13 protein-coding genes are annotated in these 15,885 nt (G+C 65.7%); 5 read left to right on the forward strand and 8 right to left on the reverse strand.

Annotated features, from left to right (window positions below; all coding sequences use genetic code 11):
- Positions 1-55 precede the first annotated feature (55 nt).
- A complete protein-coding gene (locus J2S53_RS03665) occupies positions 56-1,165 on the forward strand; it encodes a J domain-containing protein (RefSeq protein WP_456239760.1) in 1,110 nt (369 codons plus the stop codon).
- Positions 1,166-1,596: 431 nt separating this feature from the next.
- The gene (locus J2S53_RS03670) at positions 1,597-2,994 is read left to right on the forward strand and encodes a CynX/NimT family MFS transporter (protein WP_456239761.1); all 1,398 of its coding nucleotides are present in this window, start codon (positions 1,597-1,599) and stop codon (positions 2,992-2,994) included.
- A gap of 59 nt (positions 2,995-3,053) precedes the next feature.
- On the opposite strand, the gene J2S53_RS03675 is transcribed toward J2S53_RS03670, so the two are convergent.
- The 7 genes from J2S53_RS03675 to J2S53_RS03705 form a co-directional block, all read right to left on the reverse strand.
- Positions 3,054-4,652, reverse strand: coding sequence for a beta-N-acetylhexosaminidase (locus J2S53_RS03675; protein ID WP_456239762.1), 1,599 nt, complete (start codon positions 4,650-4,652; stop codon positions 3,054-3,056).
- Complete coding sequence (locus tag J2S53_RS03680; RefSeq protein ID WP_092980105.1) at positions 4,649-5,545, reverse strand: carbohydrate ABC transporter permease; 897 nt, start codon at positions 5,543-5,545, stop codon at positions 4,649-4,651. Before J2S53_RS03680 ends, J2S53_RS03675 begins: the two co-directional genes overlap by 4 nt.
- Positions 5,542-6,528: a carbohydrate ABC transporter permease gene (locus tag J2S53_RS03685; protein WP_456239763.1), complete on the reverse strand. Its 987-nt coding sequence runs from the start codon at positions 6,526-6,528 to the stop codon at positions 5,542-5,544. Before J2S53_RS03685 ends, J2S53_RS03680 begins: the two co-directional genes overlap by 4 nt.
- Positions 6,529-6,709: 181 nt before the next feature.
- Positions 6,710-7,996: an extracellular solute-binding protein gene (locus tag J2S53_RS03690; RefSeq protein ID WP_456239764.1), complete on the reverse strand. Its 1,287-nt coding sequence runs from the start codon at positions 7,994-7,996 to the stop codon at positions 6,710-6,712.
- 292 nt (positions 7,997-8,288) lie between these two features.
- Positions 8,289-9,419, reverse strand: a complete 1,131-nt coding sequence (locus J2S53_RS03695) for a lactonase family protein (protein ID WP_456239765.1) — start codon at positions 9,417-9,419, stop codon at positions 8,289-8,291.
- 328 nt (positions 9,420-9,747) lie between these two features.
- Positions 9,748-11,352: an N-acyl-D-amino-acid deacylase family protein gene (locus J2S53_RS03700; protein WP_456239766.1), complete on the reverse strand. Its 1,605-nt coding sequence runs from the start codon at positions 11,350-11,352 to the stop codon at positions 9,748-9,750.
- Between the two features lie 203 nt (positions 11,353-11,555).
- Positions 11,556-12,848 (reverse strand): amino acid deaminase, encoded by a 1,293-nt coding sequence (locus tag J2S53_RS03705; protein WP_456242692.1) that lies wholly within the window; start codon positions 12,846-12,848, stop codon positions 11,556-11,558.
- A gap of 201 nt (positions 12,849-13,049) precedes the next feature.
- Here J2S53_RS03705 and J2S53_RS03710 point away from each other — a divergent pair, with 201 nt between their 5' ends.
- From J2S53_RS03710 to J2S53_RS03720, 3 genes are all read left to right on the forward strand, one after another.
- Positions 13,050-13,802 (forward strand): IclR family transcriptional regulator, encoded by a 753-nt coding sequence (locus J2S53_RS03710; protein WP_456239767.1) that lies wholly within the window; start codon positions 13,050-13,052, stop codon positions 13,800-13,802.
- Between the two features lie 23 nt (positions 13,803-13,825).
- On the forward strand, positions 13,826-14,215 hold the full coding sequence (locus J2S53_RS03715; RefSeq protein WP_456239768.1) for a RidA family protein: 390 nt from the start codon (positions 13,826-13,828) through the stop codon (positions 14,213-14,215).
- Between the two features lie 218 nt (positions 14,216-14,433).
- Complete coding sequence (locus J2S53_RS03720; protein ID WP_456239769.1) at positions 14,434-15,354, forward strand: endonuclease/exonuclease/phosphatase family protein; 921 nt, start codon at positions 14,434-14,436, stop codon at positions 15,352-15,354.
- A 63-nt stretch (positions 15,355-15,417) separates the two neighbouring features.
- Here the strand turns inward: J2S53_RS03720 and J2S53_RS03725 are convergent, their stop codons facing one another.
- Complete coding sequence (locus J2S53_RS03725) at positions 15,418-15,834, reverse strand: DUF1844 domain-containing protein (protein ID WP_245755575.1); 417 nt, start codon at positions 15,832-15,834, stop codon at positions 15,418-15,420.
- Positions 15,835-15,885 lie beyond the last annotated feature (51 nt).

Genomic DNA, 15,885 nt, shown 5'->3' on the forward strand with positions numbered 1-15,885 from the left:
CCATCGAGCGCGGTCGCATCGTCACAGTGTCGGAACGGAAGGTGGGCGCGACAGCTTGAGCGGGGTCGACTACTACGAGCTGCTCGGGGTGACTCGTGAAGCCTCCGCCGCGGAGATCAAGTCGGCTTATCGGTCGCTTGCCCGTGTGATGCATCCCGACGCCGGGGGGACGGCGGGCACTTTCCGCTCGCTGCAGGAGGCGTACGAGACTCTCAGTGATCCGGTGCGTCGCGCGGCATACGATCGTGGCGACACCGTCGACGCCGGTGGGCGTGACACCAGTGGCGGTCCTACCGCCCGCCGCCGTCGTTCGCGGGACACCGACAGGCGTGATTTCGGTGCCGACCCGAGTTTCGTACCGCCCGTTCCCGAGCCCGACGTGGCACGCCTGCAGTGGTGGACCGAGGTCAACCCCGATCAGCCGGTGCGTTACTTCCCCCGTGCCACGTACAGCCGAGGCGAAGTGCTCACCACCATCGGTGGGTGGGCGTTGTTGTTGCCAGTGGTGTTGGTCAGCGATGCCTGGCCCCTGATGTTGGTGCTGTGGCTGATGCCCGCCGTGGCTGTGGCCGGGGTGTATCGTCACGTTCCCGAATACCTGCCCCCGGCCTCGGAAGACCGGGTCTTTCTGTCCGAGTTCGGCCGTTCCGTGGTTTTCGGCCAACCCGAGGGGGTACGTGGCGAGTACGGTGAGCGTTTCACCGCGGGGTTATTGGCCGACTACTTCACTAGACTGCCGGGGGCCAAGGTATTCCACGGGCTGTCCTGGCCCGATTCGGTCTTCGCGGACATCGACCACGCCGTGTTGTGCGGCAAGCGACTGGTTCTGATCGAATCGAAGATGTGGTTGCCCGGCCACTACACCGCCGATGCCGACGGCACGTTGCGTCGGAACGGGGGCAAGTTCAGGGGTGGGGGAACCAGGCTCGCGGAAGGCATCGCCGCTTACCGGGAACTGCTCGACGACATCGAGGTCGTGGGCGCGCTCGTGCTCTATCCGAGTCGAGCGGGTGAGATCACGGCGAGTGAGTCACCGACGAGCGCTCCCGCGCCTCCCATGACCCCCGAGGGGTTCGTCCGGGAGATCGGGCATTACCTGGCACGGGATCCTGCCAGCGTGCATCGTGACGCCTTCCGCGCCGTGTTGGCCCGCGTCGTTCCCTGAGGATTTCCACCGTTGGCACTCCACGCCTGATTCGCGGTTATCCCCCGGTTTTCCATCGCCTGTTTCGGAATGCCGAAGGGGGATAAAAATGATCTTCTTGAATCCCACCGTCGGTGCGATGGCTGCACTCGCGTGCCCCCGTGGGCCGTGTTCCGGTTTCCCGGGTTGGGATCAGCCGCCCCGAAAATACGAACAACAGAGCGGTATAATTCGTATTTTTTGGCTCCGAGTGATGATCTTGATCGCCTTCGGCGGATGTTTCCTTCTCGGGAAGAATCGTTAATTTCGGACTGAATTTTCCCTCTATCTACGGTCGCTCGAAAGAATGACAAAGTGCTGACCGGCCGTTTTCTTTGTTCTGGGTGTTCTATGAAGAGAATTCATTTGGTAATGTCGCTTCGCAATTCCCGGAAAATGAAATGTGATTCATGTTGAATGACACTACTGGATCCGCCGGGAACCACTCCGGCGTTTCGAACAGGAACAAGATCAACATCCTCTCGTTTTTGCTGTCCGCATCCGGAATACTGATCGTCGCGATCAATCTGCGTCCCGCGATAGCTTCGGTGGCGCCATTGGTGGGGCAGATCCAGTCGGATACCGGTTTGTCGAACACCGCTACCGGACTGCTCACCACGGTTCCGCTGCTGTGCTTCGTGCTGCTGTCCACCACCGCGCCACGATTGGGAAGGCGCTACGGCGAGGAACGCACCATAGCGGTGGCACTGCTGTTGCTGTTCGCCGGAATCCTGCTGCGAGTGGTTCCGGCCTCCGCCGCGTTGTTCGGTGGAACGATACTGGTGGGCATCGCGATTACCGGCGGAAACGTACTCCTTCCCACGGTGATCAAGAAACGTTTCGGCGCGCAGAGCGGCGTCATGACGGGGCTGTACACGATGGGAATCAGTATCGGTACCGCGGCGGCAGCCGGACTGACGATTCCCTGGCAGCATTTCACCGGCCTCGGTTGGCGCGCCACATTGGCGGTGTGGGCCGTTCCCGCCGTGCTGGCCGTTGTGCTGTGGCTCCCCCAGCACCGTGATCCGACGGGTTCCACGGCGGACGCCATCGGTGACGCCCGGGGCGGACAAGCCTGGCGGAGTCCGTTGGGGTGGGGTGTCACCGGTTTCTTCGCTCTGCTGTCACTGACGTTCTACACCGTCATCGCCTGGTTGCCGAAGATACTCACCGACAACGGTATGGACCCCACGACCGGTGGACAGATGCTTTCACTGGCCAACCTCGTCGGGATTCCCTTCTCGCTGGCGGCACCCATAATGGCGGCCCGCAGCAGCCGTCAGGTCTGGATCACCACGACCTTCCCCGCCATGTTGCTGATCGGGTTGCTCGGGCTGACCCTCTCACCACCAAGCGGTGCGCTGCTCTGTGTGCTGGTGCTGGGGGTGGGGCTCGGCGGGACGATCGGGATCGGATTCATGCTCGTCGTCCTGCGCGCGGCTGACGCGAGGGGAGCCGCAGCACTGGCGGCGATGTCGCAGACGGCCGGGTACCTGGTGGCCGCCACCGGGCCGATACTCACCGGTGCGCTGCGCGATCTCACCGGCTCGTGGACACTGCCGTTGCTTTCGTTGTGCCTGCTGGTCGCCGTTCAAATCCCGGTGGGGATCTACGTGGGACAGAGTCGCCAGTTCGGTGCGGCGGCCGACGCCGGCCGCGTGGTACTGCGTTCCCGGGCCCCGCGGCCGTACTACGTGGACTCCGAGGCGGGACTCGCCAACACAGGAGAGGAGGACTCGCGGGATTCGCACGCCTCCGACGCGGACAGGGGGGTCAGGCAGAAAGGTGAGCCGGCCGGACGGGACACCTGAGGCGATCGGTGACGCCACCGACTGGTGCCTTGCCGCGGTCGCGTCGATCGGCGGTCCGCTCAACGCGGTTTACCGGGTACGCCCGGGCGCCGTTGCCAGGGCAGTGGTCCCTGTAACGGCCGGAACTGTACTCCGACCGCCGTCAACCGTGCGAGATGCTCCGTGGTCAACCGAGTCCGGAAGTCCGAGAAGTTCCGGACGGCGGTAGACGACCAGGCGACCTCGGCGAACGCGCACAGTCTGGGAAAGGCGGCGTAGTCGACCCTGGAGGGCGAGTCGAGGTGCTCGGTCCACACCTGTGCCTGCGCTCCCAGCACACGCCGGGACAACGCACTCGGTGACTCGGCTGGTACCGGATCGTAGGCGTAGACGTCCTCGAGAGTGTTCACGAATCCGACCGGAACCGGCTCCTCGGAGCCCGCTGCCTGTCGATGGTCCAGGTACACCCGCTGCTCGGGGCACATGACAGTGTCGTAACCCGCCCTGGCAGCCCGGACTCCGCCCTGCTCGTCACGCCACGAGGCGACGATGCTACTGGCCGGCAACGATTCGCCGGAGTCGAGCATCTCGTCCCAGCCGATCGCTCGTCTGCCGCTGGCGTGCAGGTGTTCGATGATCCGGCGCAGGAACCAGCCGTGCAGCTTCGCGGGTTCCGAGAGACCGAGCTGCCTGCTGCGTCGCACGCACCGTGGGCTGCGTTCCCACTCATCGGTCGGCACCTCGTCGCCTCCCACACAGATGACGGGGGAGGGAAATACGCTGAGCACGTGGTCGAACACACGGCAGAAGAACTCCACCGTGCTTTCCTCCGCGTTGAGTACGTGTTCGCTGATCCCCCAGCCGGTCCACACATCCAACTGCCGGTGTGGTTCGTTGCCCAGCTCCGGATAGGAGGCGATGGCAGCCTGGCAGTGGCCCGGTACGTCGATCTCGGGGACGACGGTGATCCGGTGCTCGGCCGCGTAGGAGACGATCTCTGCCAGATCCGCTCCGGTGTAGTAGCCCCCGTGCGGGCGTTCGGTGCGTCCCGCTTCGGGGCCGGCACCGAGCTGTGAATCCTTTCGCCAGGCCCCTACCTCGGTGAGCCGGGGCAGGCCGGGGACTTCGATCCGCCATCCCTGATCGTCGGTCAGGTGCAGGTGCAGCACGTTGAGCTTGTGCGCCGCCAGCAGTTCGACGAAGCGCAACACCTCTCGCTTGGGCATGAAGTGCCGCGCGAGATCAAGGTGACAGCCACGCCAGGAGAACCGGGGCCGGTCCTCGATCTCGCCGCACGGCAATCGCCACGGTCCCCGGCGCGTCGGCGCCGCGCGCCACGCGTCGGCTCCCAGCAGCTGCCGCAGGGTTTGGGCCGCGTAGTGGGCACCGTCCTCGTCGTGGGCACGAATCCGGATTTCGTGCTCGGTGATGTCGAGCCGGTATCCCTCGCGGGCGTCGATTTCCTCCGGGGCTATCAGGAACGTGATGTCGGCGTGCTCGGACTCGCGAAGCGGTAGTCCGACAGCCGCGCCCACGTGCCGGCGAAACCAGTCGCACGCGGCGGAGTCGCCCGCGAGCGTGGTGTCGCCGTCCAGCACGAAGCTGCCCCGGCCGGGGCGCACCACCGTGGGGCGGGGAATCACCGAGTCCAACGGAAGGGGAGAGGCATTGCTGCTCACGCTTTCACCGCCCCTGCTATGCCGGAGACCAGATGGCGTTGTACGAACACGAAGAACACCAGGACCGGGATCGTCATCAGGGTGGATCCCGCCATGATGGCGCCCCAGTCGTTGCCCGTCGGTTTGAAGAAGACCAGGATCGCCAACGGGAGTGTCTGGTTCTCCGTCGCCGAGATGATGAACGTCTTGGCGAACAGGAAGTCGTTCCACGCGTGGATGAAAGACAGCACGCTCATCGCCACAAGTCCCGGAGCGACCAGGGGAAAGAGTACTTGCCACGTGAATCGGAACCTGCCCGCTCCGTCCAGTGTGGCGGCTTCTTCGAGCTCGGCCGGAACCGCGGCGACGAAGCCGCGAAGCATCCATATCGCGAACGGCAGGCTGAAGGCCAGGTGCACCAGAATCAACGAGCCGAGGTGGTTCAACCCGAACCAAGGGGCCACCGAACCGACCGAACGCATCAGGAAGAACAGCGGAATGGTCAGCGCCTCCACCGGAACCATTTGCGCCACCAGAATCATGATCAGCAGCACGGTTCGACCGCGGAAACGGAACCGTGTAAGTGCCACAGCGGCCAGAAACGACATCACGAGCGAGATCAGCACCACCACCCCGGCAACGATCACGCTGTTCAGGAAGTACCTGCCGAAATCGTCCACGGTGAACACTTGCCGGAAGTTTTCCAGCGTGGGCGAGAGCGTCCACGGGCGCGGATCGGTGGACTGGATCTGCCCGTCCGGTTTGAAGGCGGTGAGCACCATCCAGTAGAGCGGAAAGGCGATGGTGGCCGCCACGAGCACCGTCGCGATCTCGGCCAGTGTTCTCCCGGGGCGTTTTCCCGGCAGTACGCGGCCGATGAGACCCCGTTTCGGGGCGCGTGCCGCTGTGGTCATGTGTTTTCCCCCGTAGTTCGTTGTGCCCACAGGTAAATCACCGTGATCAGCAACAGCAGCCCGGTCATCACCACTCCGATGGCCGACCCGAGCCCGTAATTCGATCCGGCGAACGCCTCCTGGTAGGCGTAGACGTTGAGTACGAGATTCTGTCCCGCGATTCCGCCGCCGTCGGTCATCACGTATATCTGTGTGAAGATCTTGAAATCCCAGATGATCGACTGAATGGTGGCGATGATCAAAAGCGGTCGTAGCATCGGCAGTAGCACGCTTCGAGCGGTGCGCCAGGTCGAGGCCCCGTCCAGCGAGGCGGCCTCGACGATCTCGCCGGGAATGGCCTTGATGCCCGCGTACATCGTCACCATCACGAACGGGAACGAGCACCAGATGACCTCACCGGCCACGAGGCCGAATGCGGTGAACCGGTCGTAGGTCCAGGAGAATCCCTCCATACCCTGCCAACCGAGCCCGCTCAGCACTTCGTTCACCAACCCGAAGTTCTGGTCGAACAGGAAGAGCCACACTGTCGAACCGGCAACCGCCGGGGTCGCCCAGGCACCGAGTGCCGCGAGGAAAAGCAGGGTGCGGGGAAGCCAGCGGACCCTGCCGGCCAGCACGGCCAGCGCGATCCCCACCGACAGGCTGCCCAGCACGCAGACCGCGGCGAACCCACAGGTGTTGACCAGCACCATCCAGAAACGGCTGTCGCTGAGCAGCGTCGCATAGTTGCCCAGCCCGAGGAACTCCAGCGGTGCTCCTCCGCTCGCCTGAGCCTGTCCGTACTCGTACAGCGACAGTTGTACGAGCTGGTACAGCGGGTAGGCCATCACCGCGATCAGCAGTACCCCCGCGGGGGCCAGATAGAGCACCGCGGCGCGGGCCTGTCCATTGCCCCCGGAGCGACGCCGACGGTGTCCGTGTCGTGTTTCAGTGTCCCCTGGTGGCGTTCTCGGATCGGATTCGGTGGTCAGCTCGGCTGTCATCGGCTGGAACCTTCTGGATCGGGTGGTGGCCGGCTTCCCCGCGGTGCTCTGTCAGGTCTCGCGGTGCCCGCTCGGATGCGGCTGTCGCGGGGGTCTTCGGTGTGACCGAGCCGAACGGCCCCTCGTGGTCCGCCCGCGAGGGGAGCCGAGCGAGCACCGCGGAAATCGAGTCGACGAACTCCTACCGGTCGCCGAATGCGCTGTTCATCCGTTCGGCCGCCCGCTGGGTGGCCGGACGGACCTCCTCGCCGGTGGCGATCCGCTGTGCCATCGTCGGCAGGATCTCCTGCGCGTCGATCTCGGACCACGCCGGCGTGCTCGGAACGAAACGGGTTCCGGCCTGCAGCGTGTCGATGAACGGCTCGACGGCCGGATCGTCGGCTGCCACCCTGTCCTGCACGTCCTCGAAGGTGGGCAGATAACTCATCGCCTCGTACATCCGGCGCTGGTATTTCTTGCCCGCCAGCACCTTGATGAATTCCTGGGCGAGGGTGGAATGGTCCGAGGACCGCAGCACTCCGAGCAGGTTGCCACCCGCGAACGCGGGCGCGATAGAACCGGTTCGTTGCCCCGGAAGTGGCACCACGTCGTACTTGTCCCCGGCGGCCCCCTGGTTGACGGCGGTTCGGTTGAAGTCCCCGCCGATGGTCATGGCCGCCTTGCCCCCAGCGAACGCCTGGACGCTTTCGGTGCCGGTCAGTTGCGCACACTGGTCCGGTGGGCAGATCGCCGGATCAAGCAGGCTGGTATAGGTGCGTACTCCGCGGCGGGAGGCCTCGCCGTCGATGGCGGACCGCCACGAGCCGTTCCCGCGCTCGGCGAGTTCACCACCGGCTGCCCAGATGAACGGCATCATCGCGTAGGTGTACTTGCCGCCCGCGGCGATACCGTACATGTCCGGCCGTTCCGAACGGATCCTGCGAGCGGTCTCGACGAGTTCACCGAGACTGCGCGGTGGTTCGAGTCCCAGCTCGTCGAACACGTCGGTGCGGTAGTACAGCGCCCGTACGCCGGTGAACCAGGGGACTCCGTAGACCTTGTCGTCGACTTTGGCCGTATCGAGCACCGAGTCGGAAAGGTCGGTCGCCGCGGGCCAGTCCTCGATCATGCCGGTGAGATCCGACATTCCGCCTGCCGTGACGTAGCTGGCGAGATCGGTGTTGCCGAACTCCGCCACGTCGGGGGCACTGGAGGGGTCATTGAAGGCGCCGGTGAAGCGTTCCGATCGCGTGTCCACCGCGATGTAGCGGACTTCGACGGTGACGTCCCGGTGGTTCTTCTCGAATTCCTCCACCGCGGCATTGACGACCTTTTCCTTCGGGTCACGGTTGGCCTCGTCGAACAGCCACACCCGAAGGGTTCCGGTGCGGCTGTCCGCACCGGAGTTCGATTGATCCACCTGGGGTGGCCCGCATCCCACCAGCAACGTCGCCACGATCGCGGCGGTGGCTAATTTCCAGAACCGCATGACACCTCCGTTGCGTTGAATGCAACGTCTGTTCTGTTCTGTGCAATGTGCTCGATGCTAAGTGGACCACTGAGTGGACACAAGGTTTAGACCTGTAAAAGGAGACAACTTCTTCCGGGAGTGCGGTGGGTCCACGGTGGAACAGCCGCTGTCTCCCCGTGCTCCGCCCGTCACCGCAGCGGGGTGTCTCGGGGGTGCTCTCGCCCGGGGCGCTCGGTGTGACGTGGTCCGACGGGAGGACCCGAGTTCGCCCGACGGGAAAGCAGGGGGCGGGACCGCCGTCACCGGTGCGCTACAGCGCGACCACGGCGACACCGGGGACCTCCACGGTGTCGACCACCGGGCTCAACGAGCCCGTCGTACAGTCGCGCGAGAACCTGGTGACCGTTCCCGAGTTCTGGTTGGCCACGTGGAGCCAACGTCGAGTCCGGTCCAAAGTGCAGTGCCGAGGCCAGTCCCCACCGGTATCGGTCGTGCCTGTCAGGTGCAATCGTGTTCCCCGCTCGCTCAGCTTGAAGTGAGCGACGGTGTTATCGCCCCGGTTGGTGACGTAGCAGTCGTCGTCGCGAGTGACGACGATCTCCGCCGGATAGTTCTCCCCCGCGGCGTCCGGTGGGCGAGTGCTGACACTCTCGCCCAGCTCGAAAGTTCCCGCCGCGGCATCCCAACGCAGTACCGTCACCGTGCTGGCCAACTCGTTGAGCAGGTAGGCGTGCCTGCCGTCCGGATGAAAGGCCAAGTGGCGAGGTCCGCTGCCGGTTGGGGCGGACAGCCGTTGGTTTCGGTGCAGCTCGCCTGACGCGGTGTCCAGCCGGTAGGTGAAGACCGCGTCCGCACCCAGATCGACCGCCACGACCCAGCGTCCGCTCGGATCGGTGATGACCTGATGTGCGTGGGGCGCGCGCGGTTCGGAGGTGTGCCGAACCAGATCCGTCGATTCCCCGACGCCGCCGTCCACCTCCAACCGGTGAACCGCGACAGTGCCGTCGGTGTAGTTGGCCGTCAGCAGAAACCGTCCGCTGGGATGCACGCTGAGATGCGTCGGCCCCGCGCCTCGGCTGGAGCGTGTGTTGATGATCCTTGGGTTCCGCGGATCCCACAGGCTCAGCGCCGTCACGGTACCGTCCGGGACCAGCTCGTTGGTCGTGTAGAGCACATGCCGGTCGGGTGAGAACGCCAACCACGAGGCGTCGGGTACTCCCTCGACCGAACGGATCGGTCGCAGCTGTCCCGAACTCAGGTCGTGGGAAGCGACGTCGAAGCCCCTGCCCGGGGGATCGGTCCAGCTGAAGCTGCCCAGGTAGGCGGGCCTGTGGTCACCTCCGGTGCGTGCCGTGGCAGCGGTGGGCAGAGCGGCCGCCGCTGCCCCCGCCGCGCTCAACGAGGCCAGAAACGTGCGCCGATTCAGTGCGTTCGTCGACATGACTCTCCTGTTTCCCCGCGGTGCCCGGAGCCCGCTCGCTCCGGTCCGCTGCGCTTCGTCTCCTCGCGGGGTGCTCCGCCGAGAACCGACGGGCCGGAGCGGAGTCCCCGCCTCGGTCCGAACACGGGCGTCCTACCGTTCGGTCGAACCCCTGTGCCGATCTCCGTCGACTCAGTGTGCCCCAGCTCCCGACGGTGGACTAGACCAAAATTCACGGTGGCGGATTCCGGACAACTTCTTGACCGGGTCCGGAGGTGCCGCTCGGGTCACCCGCTGGAACGTCCCCTCCGGACAGCGCTCGGGAGGGAGGGAGCGGAGGACCTCTCTCTCAGACGGTTCCCCCGGTGCCGTGCCGCAGCGCTCGTCCCGGTGTGGCGTCGTTGCGTTCCCCGTGCTCGAGCACGGGGACACCGTTGACCATTACGTGGCTGATTCCGCTGGGTCGCGCACGCGGTCGTTCGAACGTCGCGTTGTCGCGGATCTCGTCCGGGTCGAACAGCACGAGGTCCGCGACCATGCCCCGCCGTACGAGTCCTCTGTCGGACAGCCCGAGTCGGAGTGCCGGCGTCGAGGTCATGTGGCGGATGCACTCCGGGAGATCGAGCAACCCGAGCTCCCGCACGTATCGCGCTAGATAACGCGGGAACGTCCCCCACCCGCGGGGATGTGGCCGTTCACCGAGCAGCAGGCCGTCGCTGCCGACGGTGTGCATTCGGTGTCGCATGATGGCACGCACGTTCTCCTCGTGACCGACGTGCATCAGGCAGGAACTGCCCAGTTCGTCCGACAGCAGGGTGTCCAGGTAGAGCTCCCCCGGAGGTACCCCTTCGACATTGGCCGCGGTCGCGATGTCGCGCCCGACCAGGTGACCGGTTTTGTCCGGGTGCCGTACCCCGTTGATCTCGATGGCGCTCCAGTCGATCGGTACGCCGTGCGCACCGTCGGAGCCTTCCACCTCCATCTCACGCAGCACACGTTTCCTGCTGTCCGGATCGGACAGCCTTCGTAACGTTGCCTCGACACCACCGCTGAACATCCAGCTGGGAAGCAGCGCGTGCAGCGAGGTGCACCCCGCCAGGTAAGGGTAGGAATCCATCGTGATCCCGACTCCCGAGTCCAATGCCTCGTCCAGCATCGCCAGCAGTTCGGGAGCGCGCCCCCGGTTCACGTCGAAATTCACCGTCGCGTGTGCGAGGTGCAACGAGCAGCCGGACTGCCGACTGATCCGGATCATCTCCTCGTAACCGGCAAGGGCGCCGGCACCGTAGCTGCGGTGGTGTGGGCAGTGGTAGCCGCCGTACTCGGCGACCACCTCGCACAGCGAGGCGAGTTCGGACGTCGTGGCGTACATGCCGGGTGCGTAGGTCAGTCCGGAGGACATGCCGAACGCCCCCTCGGACATTCCCCGCGCCAGTTCCTCGCGCATCCGTGCCAGTTCGGTTTCCGAGGGGGGACGGTTTTCCGAGCCCACACACAGCATCCTGAGCGTGCCGTGCGGAACCAGGTACGCGGCGTTCGTAGCGATCCCTCGATCGATGCGATCCAGGTACTCGCCCACACCACGCCAGTTCCAGTCGAAGTCGGCTGGATCGCCGTTCCAACCCGCCAGCTGGGTACGCAGGTTCCGCAGCGTTCGGTCGTCGACGGGAGCGTAGGAAAGCCCGTCCTGACCGATCACCTCCGTGGTCACCCCTTGCGCCACCTTGGCGGTGTGCCGGTGATCGGTGAGCAGCAGCAGGTCCGAGTGCGCGTGCATGTCGACGAATCCGGGGGAAAGCACCATACCGTCAGCGGCTATGGTGCGTCTGCCGCGCAGACTCCCGGGGCTGTCGACGGCCGAGATACGACCCGCGCCGATCGTCACGTCGGCTTCGAAGGGCGGTGCTCCGCTGCCGTCGACCACCACCGCGCCCCGAATCAGGCTCTCGTCCATCCTCGCCTCCGTTCCGGTGTGTTCCCGACACCTTCTCGGTTTCCGTGGAGCGGATAACCGACGTGATGTGTCCCGTGCCGCTTCCCGGCGGAAGAACCGCCGCGAAAGTTCGCCCTGATCGCCCGAGCGACACCGTTGCCGCGCCTGTCGGAAGCCGCGCCGGGCCGGCCGCCTGCTCGGCTTCCGGGAACACGGAGAGTCGTTCAGAAGAAAGTACGCACCAGATCCACGACCTTCCCGTTGTCCACGAGCGGTATGAGCTGCCACTTGTCGAACGTCGTGCAGGGGTGCGACAGTCCGCACTCGACCCAGTCGCCCACGGAGATCTCCGAGTTGGCCGGGACCGACAGGAAGGCATGCTGATCGGCCAGTTCGGTAACGTGCGAATCGGTCAGAGAGCTCGTGGTGCCGTCCCGTGCCCACAGGGTCCGCGGCTGTGGCAGGGCCTGGTCGAACGAGGCGTCCCGCCTGCCCAACGTGAGCAGTGCCAGGTTCGGTTCCGGACGTGAGGTCACCTGCGCGAGGATTCGCATGGCGGCGCGGAACGGCTGCTCCGGTCCGGCGAGACGGTGTGCCCGACCGAAAGGTGACATGGTGCGGTACAAGCCGTGATCATGAGTGATGTACGAACCGCTCCGCAATACCGGAAGTACCGGTGAACCCAACTCCCACGGTGCCGTGAGCGCCTCGGCCACCTGGTCGAAATAGGAACTCCCGCCCGCGGTGACAACGATTTCCTCCGTTCGGTCGAACATCCCCGCCGCGGCTATCCGCGTGACCGACTCCCGCAGTCGAGCCAGATAGGAGTCCACCGCGGTCAGATCCTCGTCACTGAGATCGTGCGAGATCGCACCCTCGTAGCCACTGACGCCGACGAGCCGCAACACCGGACTCTCCGACACCGCCCGCGCCACCTCCACCGTTTCCGCGACGGTTCTGGCTCCGGTGCGGCCGTGCTCACCGCCGAGTTCCACCAGTACGTCGACCCGCCGACGCGCGCGTTTCGCTGCCAGGACCTTGCTCATCAGTCGCACGCTCGACACCGAATCCACCCAGCAGCCGAACGAGAAACCGGGATCGTCGTCGAGTTCGTCAGACAGCCAGCGCAGTCCCGATTCGTCGACCAACTGGTTGGCCAGCAGCACCCGACTGATGCCGAACGCGCGATATACCCGGAGTTGGCTGACGGTGGCGGCGGTCATCGCCCACGCGCCGTGGTCGAGCTGTCGTTGGAACAGCTGCGGTGCCATCGTCGTCTTGCCGTGTGGTGCCAGCAGCACCTCTCGCGAGGCACACCAGTCGGCCATCGTCGTCAAGTTGTGTTCCAGCGCCGAACGGTCCAACAGCAACAGCGGACCCACGAATCCGCTCCCGGTGATCTCCGGCTCCGTTCGGAGGAACTCCGTGATCGTGCTCCCGAAGGCTTCGGACGGCACGGCCTTGAACCGCCAGTCGAGCCGTTCTTCCCGGAGGGCACCTACCGCGGTCCGATCCATCGTCGCTGCTCGCACTGGATCTCCAATTGCGCCTAATGCAACAGATATTGCATATATTGATAAAGTGTTGTTTAGCAGTTCGCAAGGTGGCCGTCAACGGAACCGCTGCCGGAAGCTTCTTCCGGATGCCCAGCGCGATCTCCAAGAGGTAGGGCACCGATGGTTGGTGGAACGGTTGACGACAGTGAAAAGGACCACGGAATGAGCCAGAGCCTGCGGCGTGGACTCGCGCTGCTGACCGAGTTGGCCGACGGGCCCCGCAACCTCGACCAGCTCGCGGAGGCGGTGGGAGTGCACAAATCCACCGTCATGCGGCTGCTGCGCTCGTTGGAGGCCGACAGGTTCGTCAAACGCTCCGATGTGTACCGCTATCGCCTCGGAAGCGCACTGTTCGAATTGGCCAACCGTGCGTTGGACGGGATCGACGTGCGCGACACGGCCCGCTCCCACCTGCTCGAGCTCGGGGAGAGCACGGGGCACACCGTGCACCTGGCCGTTCGCGAGGACGATCAGGTCGTCTACGTGGACAAGGTGGACAGCACCCATGCGGTCCGGATGTACTCGCGTATCGGTGCCCGCGCGCCGTTGCACTGCACGGCGGTGGGGAAAGTGCTGCTTTCCGGCCTCGACGAGTCCGCCCGCGGGGAGGTCGCCGCCGCGCTGGACTATCCCGCGCTGACGGACAACACCATCACCGAACCCGAGCGGTTCCTGGACGAACTGGATCGGGTATCACGATCCGGCTATGCCGTCGATCGCGGTGAGCACGAGGACTTCGTGCACTGCATAGCCGCCGGAGTGCGCGATCCCCGCGGCGAGATCGTCGCCGCGGTTTCGCTGTCGGCGCCGAAGGTGTTGTTCGACTTCGACGAACTGCTCGGATCGACCGGTGAGCTGTCCCGCGTCTGCGACCGCGTCTCGGTCGAACTCGGTTGGCAGCCACCGGACAGCTGATTTCTCTCGAAAGGTGGATACCAATGTCCAGAACCGTCGTGACCACTCCGAAGGCCCCGACCCCGCCCGCGGGAGTTCCGCTGTCGCAGGCCGTGTGCAAGAGCAACCTGGTGCAGGTCTCGGGACAGACGGGTGTTGATCCCGCCACCGGAAAACCGGTGTCGGAATCCGTGGCCGAGCAGACCGAGCAGGCGTTGCGCAACGTTTTCGCCATCCTGGCCGAGGCGGAGGCGGGAGTTGAGGACGTGCTCATGCTGCGGGTCTACCTCACCGACGTGGCTCACTTCGCGGAGATGAACGAGACCTACGCTCGTGTGGTCGGGGAGCCCTACCCGGCACGAACCACGGTCTATGTGGGGCTGCCCGCGAATCTGCTCGTCGAGATCGACGCGCTGGCCGTTCGCGGACAGTGATTCGGTGGTGCCGTTCACCGGTACCGGCGTTCACCGCGGTGGTGGGGCTCCCATGTGGCCGCCCGACGTTCTCCCCGCGTCGTTTCCCGGGAGCTCTCAGCTTTTTCAAAGCTCGGCACGTCAGACTGTCCGGGATGGCACGGCGACCCGCACGACACGCCCTTGACGCGGACCGCACCACGCACTCACGTGGTGCGGGTCCGAGCGTGCCCGGACCGTTGAGCGCATTGTTCCGGCCCTGGCGCGCACGCGACACCGTTGTCGCGTGCTTCGCCGCGGGAATCAGTGCTCTGCTGCTGTGCCATCGTCTGCTGCCCAATCCCATGGGAATCGGAACCCTCGTGGACAGTTTCGCTCCCTGGCTGGGAGCGGCGGTTCCGCTGGTGGCGCTGCCCGCGTTGCTGGCGCGGTGCCGTGCCTCGGTGCTGCTGCTCGTGCCCGCACTGATCTGGGGGCTCATCTTCGGAACAGCCGTTCCGGCGAACGATCGGAGCGCGGCGGGAGGAGTGGGAGTCGTCACCCAGAACCTCTACGCGAGCAACAGCGATCCGAAGGCCACACTGCGCGACCTCTCCCGCGCCGATGCCGACCTGGTCGGGCTGCAGGAGATCACATCGCGAACCCGCTCGGTGGCGACCGAGGCACTGCGGGAACGCTATCCGCACCACGTCACGATGGGGACCGTCGGTCTCTGGAGTCGTTACCGCCTGTCGGACGTACGAGTCGTGGACCTCGGCCTGGGCTGGACCCGTGCCGTTCGAGCCGTCGCACACGCTCCCCAGGGGGAGCTGGCGGTCTATGTCGCCCATCTGCCTTCGCTGCGTCCGGATTCGGTGGAGCAGCGGGACCAAGGACTGCGGAAACTCGCCACGGCGGTGGCGGGTGAGGCCGTCGAGGACGTGGTCCTGCTCGGTGATCTCAACACCGCCACCACCGACCGAGCGCTGCGTTCGCTCACCCGGTGGTTACCGAACGTAGCCGGTGAGGCCACGGCAGGCTTCGGTTTCACCTGGCCGGACGCGTTTCCCGCCGTACGGCTCGACCACGTGCTGTCCAGGGGTGTGCGCGTTGCCGACGCGGAGGTCGTCGACACCAGGGGAAGTGATCACCGCGCGGTGCGGGCGACGCTGCACGGTTGAGCGGTCCGCGCTGATCCCAGGCGTGCCGCTCGGGAGTTTCGGGGCGCCCGGCCGGACAGCCGTTCAGTGAACGGGGCCGGTGTATTTCTCACCCGGGCCCTGGCCGGGCGGATCCGGCTCCGAGGAAGCTTCCCGAAAAGCACGTTGCAGTGTCTGCAGCCCGTCCCGCAGCGCTCCCGCATGGGGCCCGAGATACTCCACCGAGGCCGTGATCAGGCCGGCCAGCGAGGTGATCAGACGGCGCGCCTCGTCGAGGTCACGCACCGGGGAGTCGTCCGGGTCCTCCTCGGCCAGGCCCAGCTTCTCGGCCGCCGCCGACATCAGCATCACGGCGGCCCTGCTGATCACCTCGACGCTGGGAACATTGCTCAACTCGCGCACGTTGTGCGGGGTATCCGTGGCATCGAGGCCCTCCCCGGAGTGGTCGCCGTCCGGCGGTGCGGCTGTTTCGGGGGACTCGGTTGGCTGCGACTCGGTCACGCCTGTTACTCTCACATGCGCGCAACGCCCTCGGCCTTTCGGGGGCGGTAA

The sequence above is a fragment of the Actinopolyspora lacussalsi genome (assembly GCA_030803735.1).
Lineage (GTDB): Bacteria > Actinomycetota > Actinomycetes > Mycobacteriales > Pseudonocardiaceae > Actinopolyspora > Actinopolyspora lacussalsi.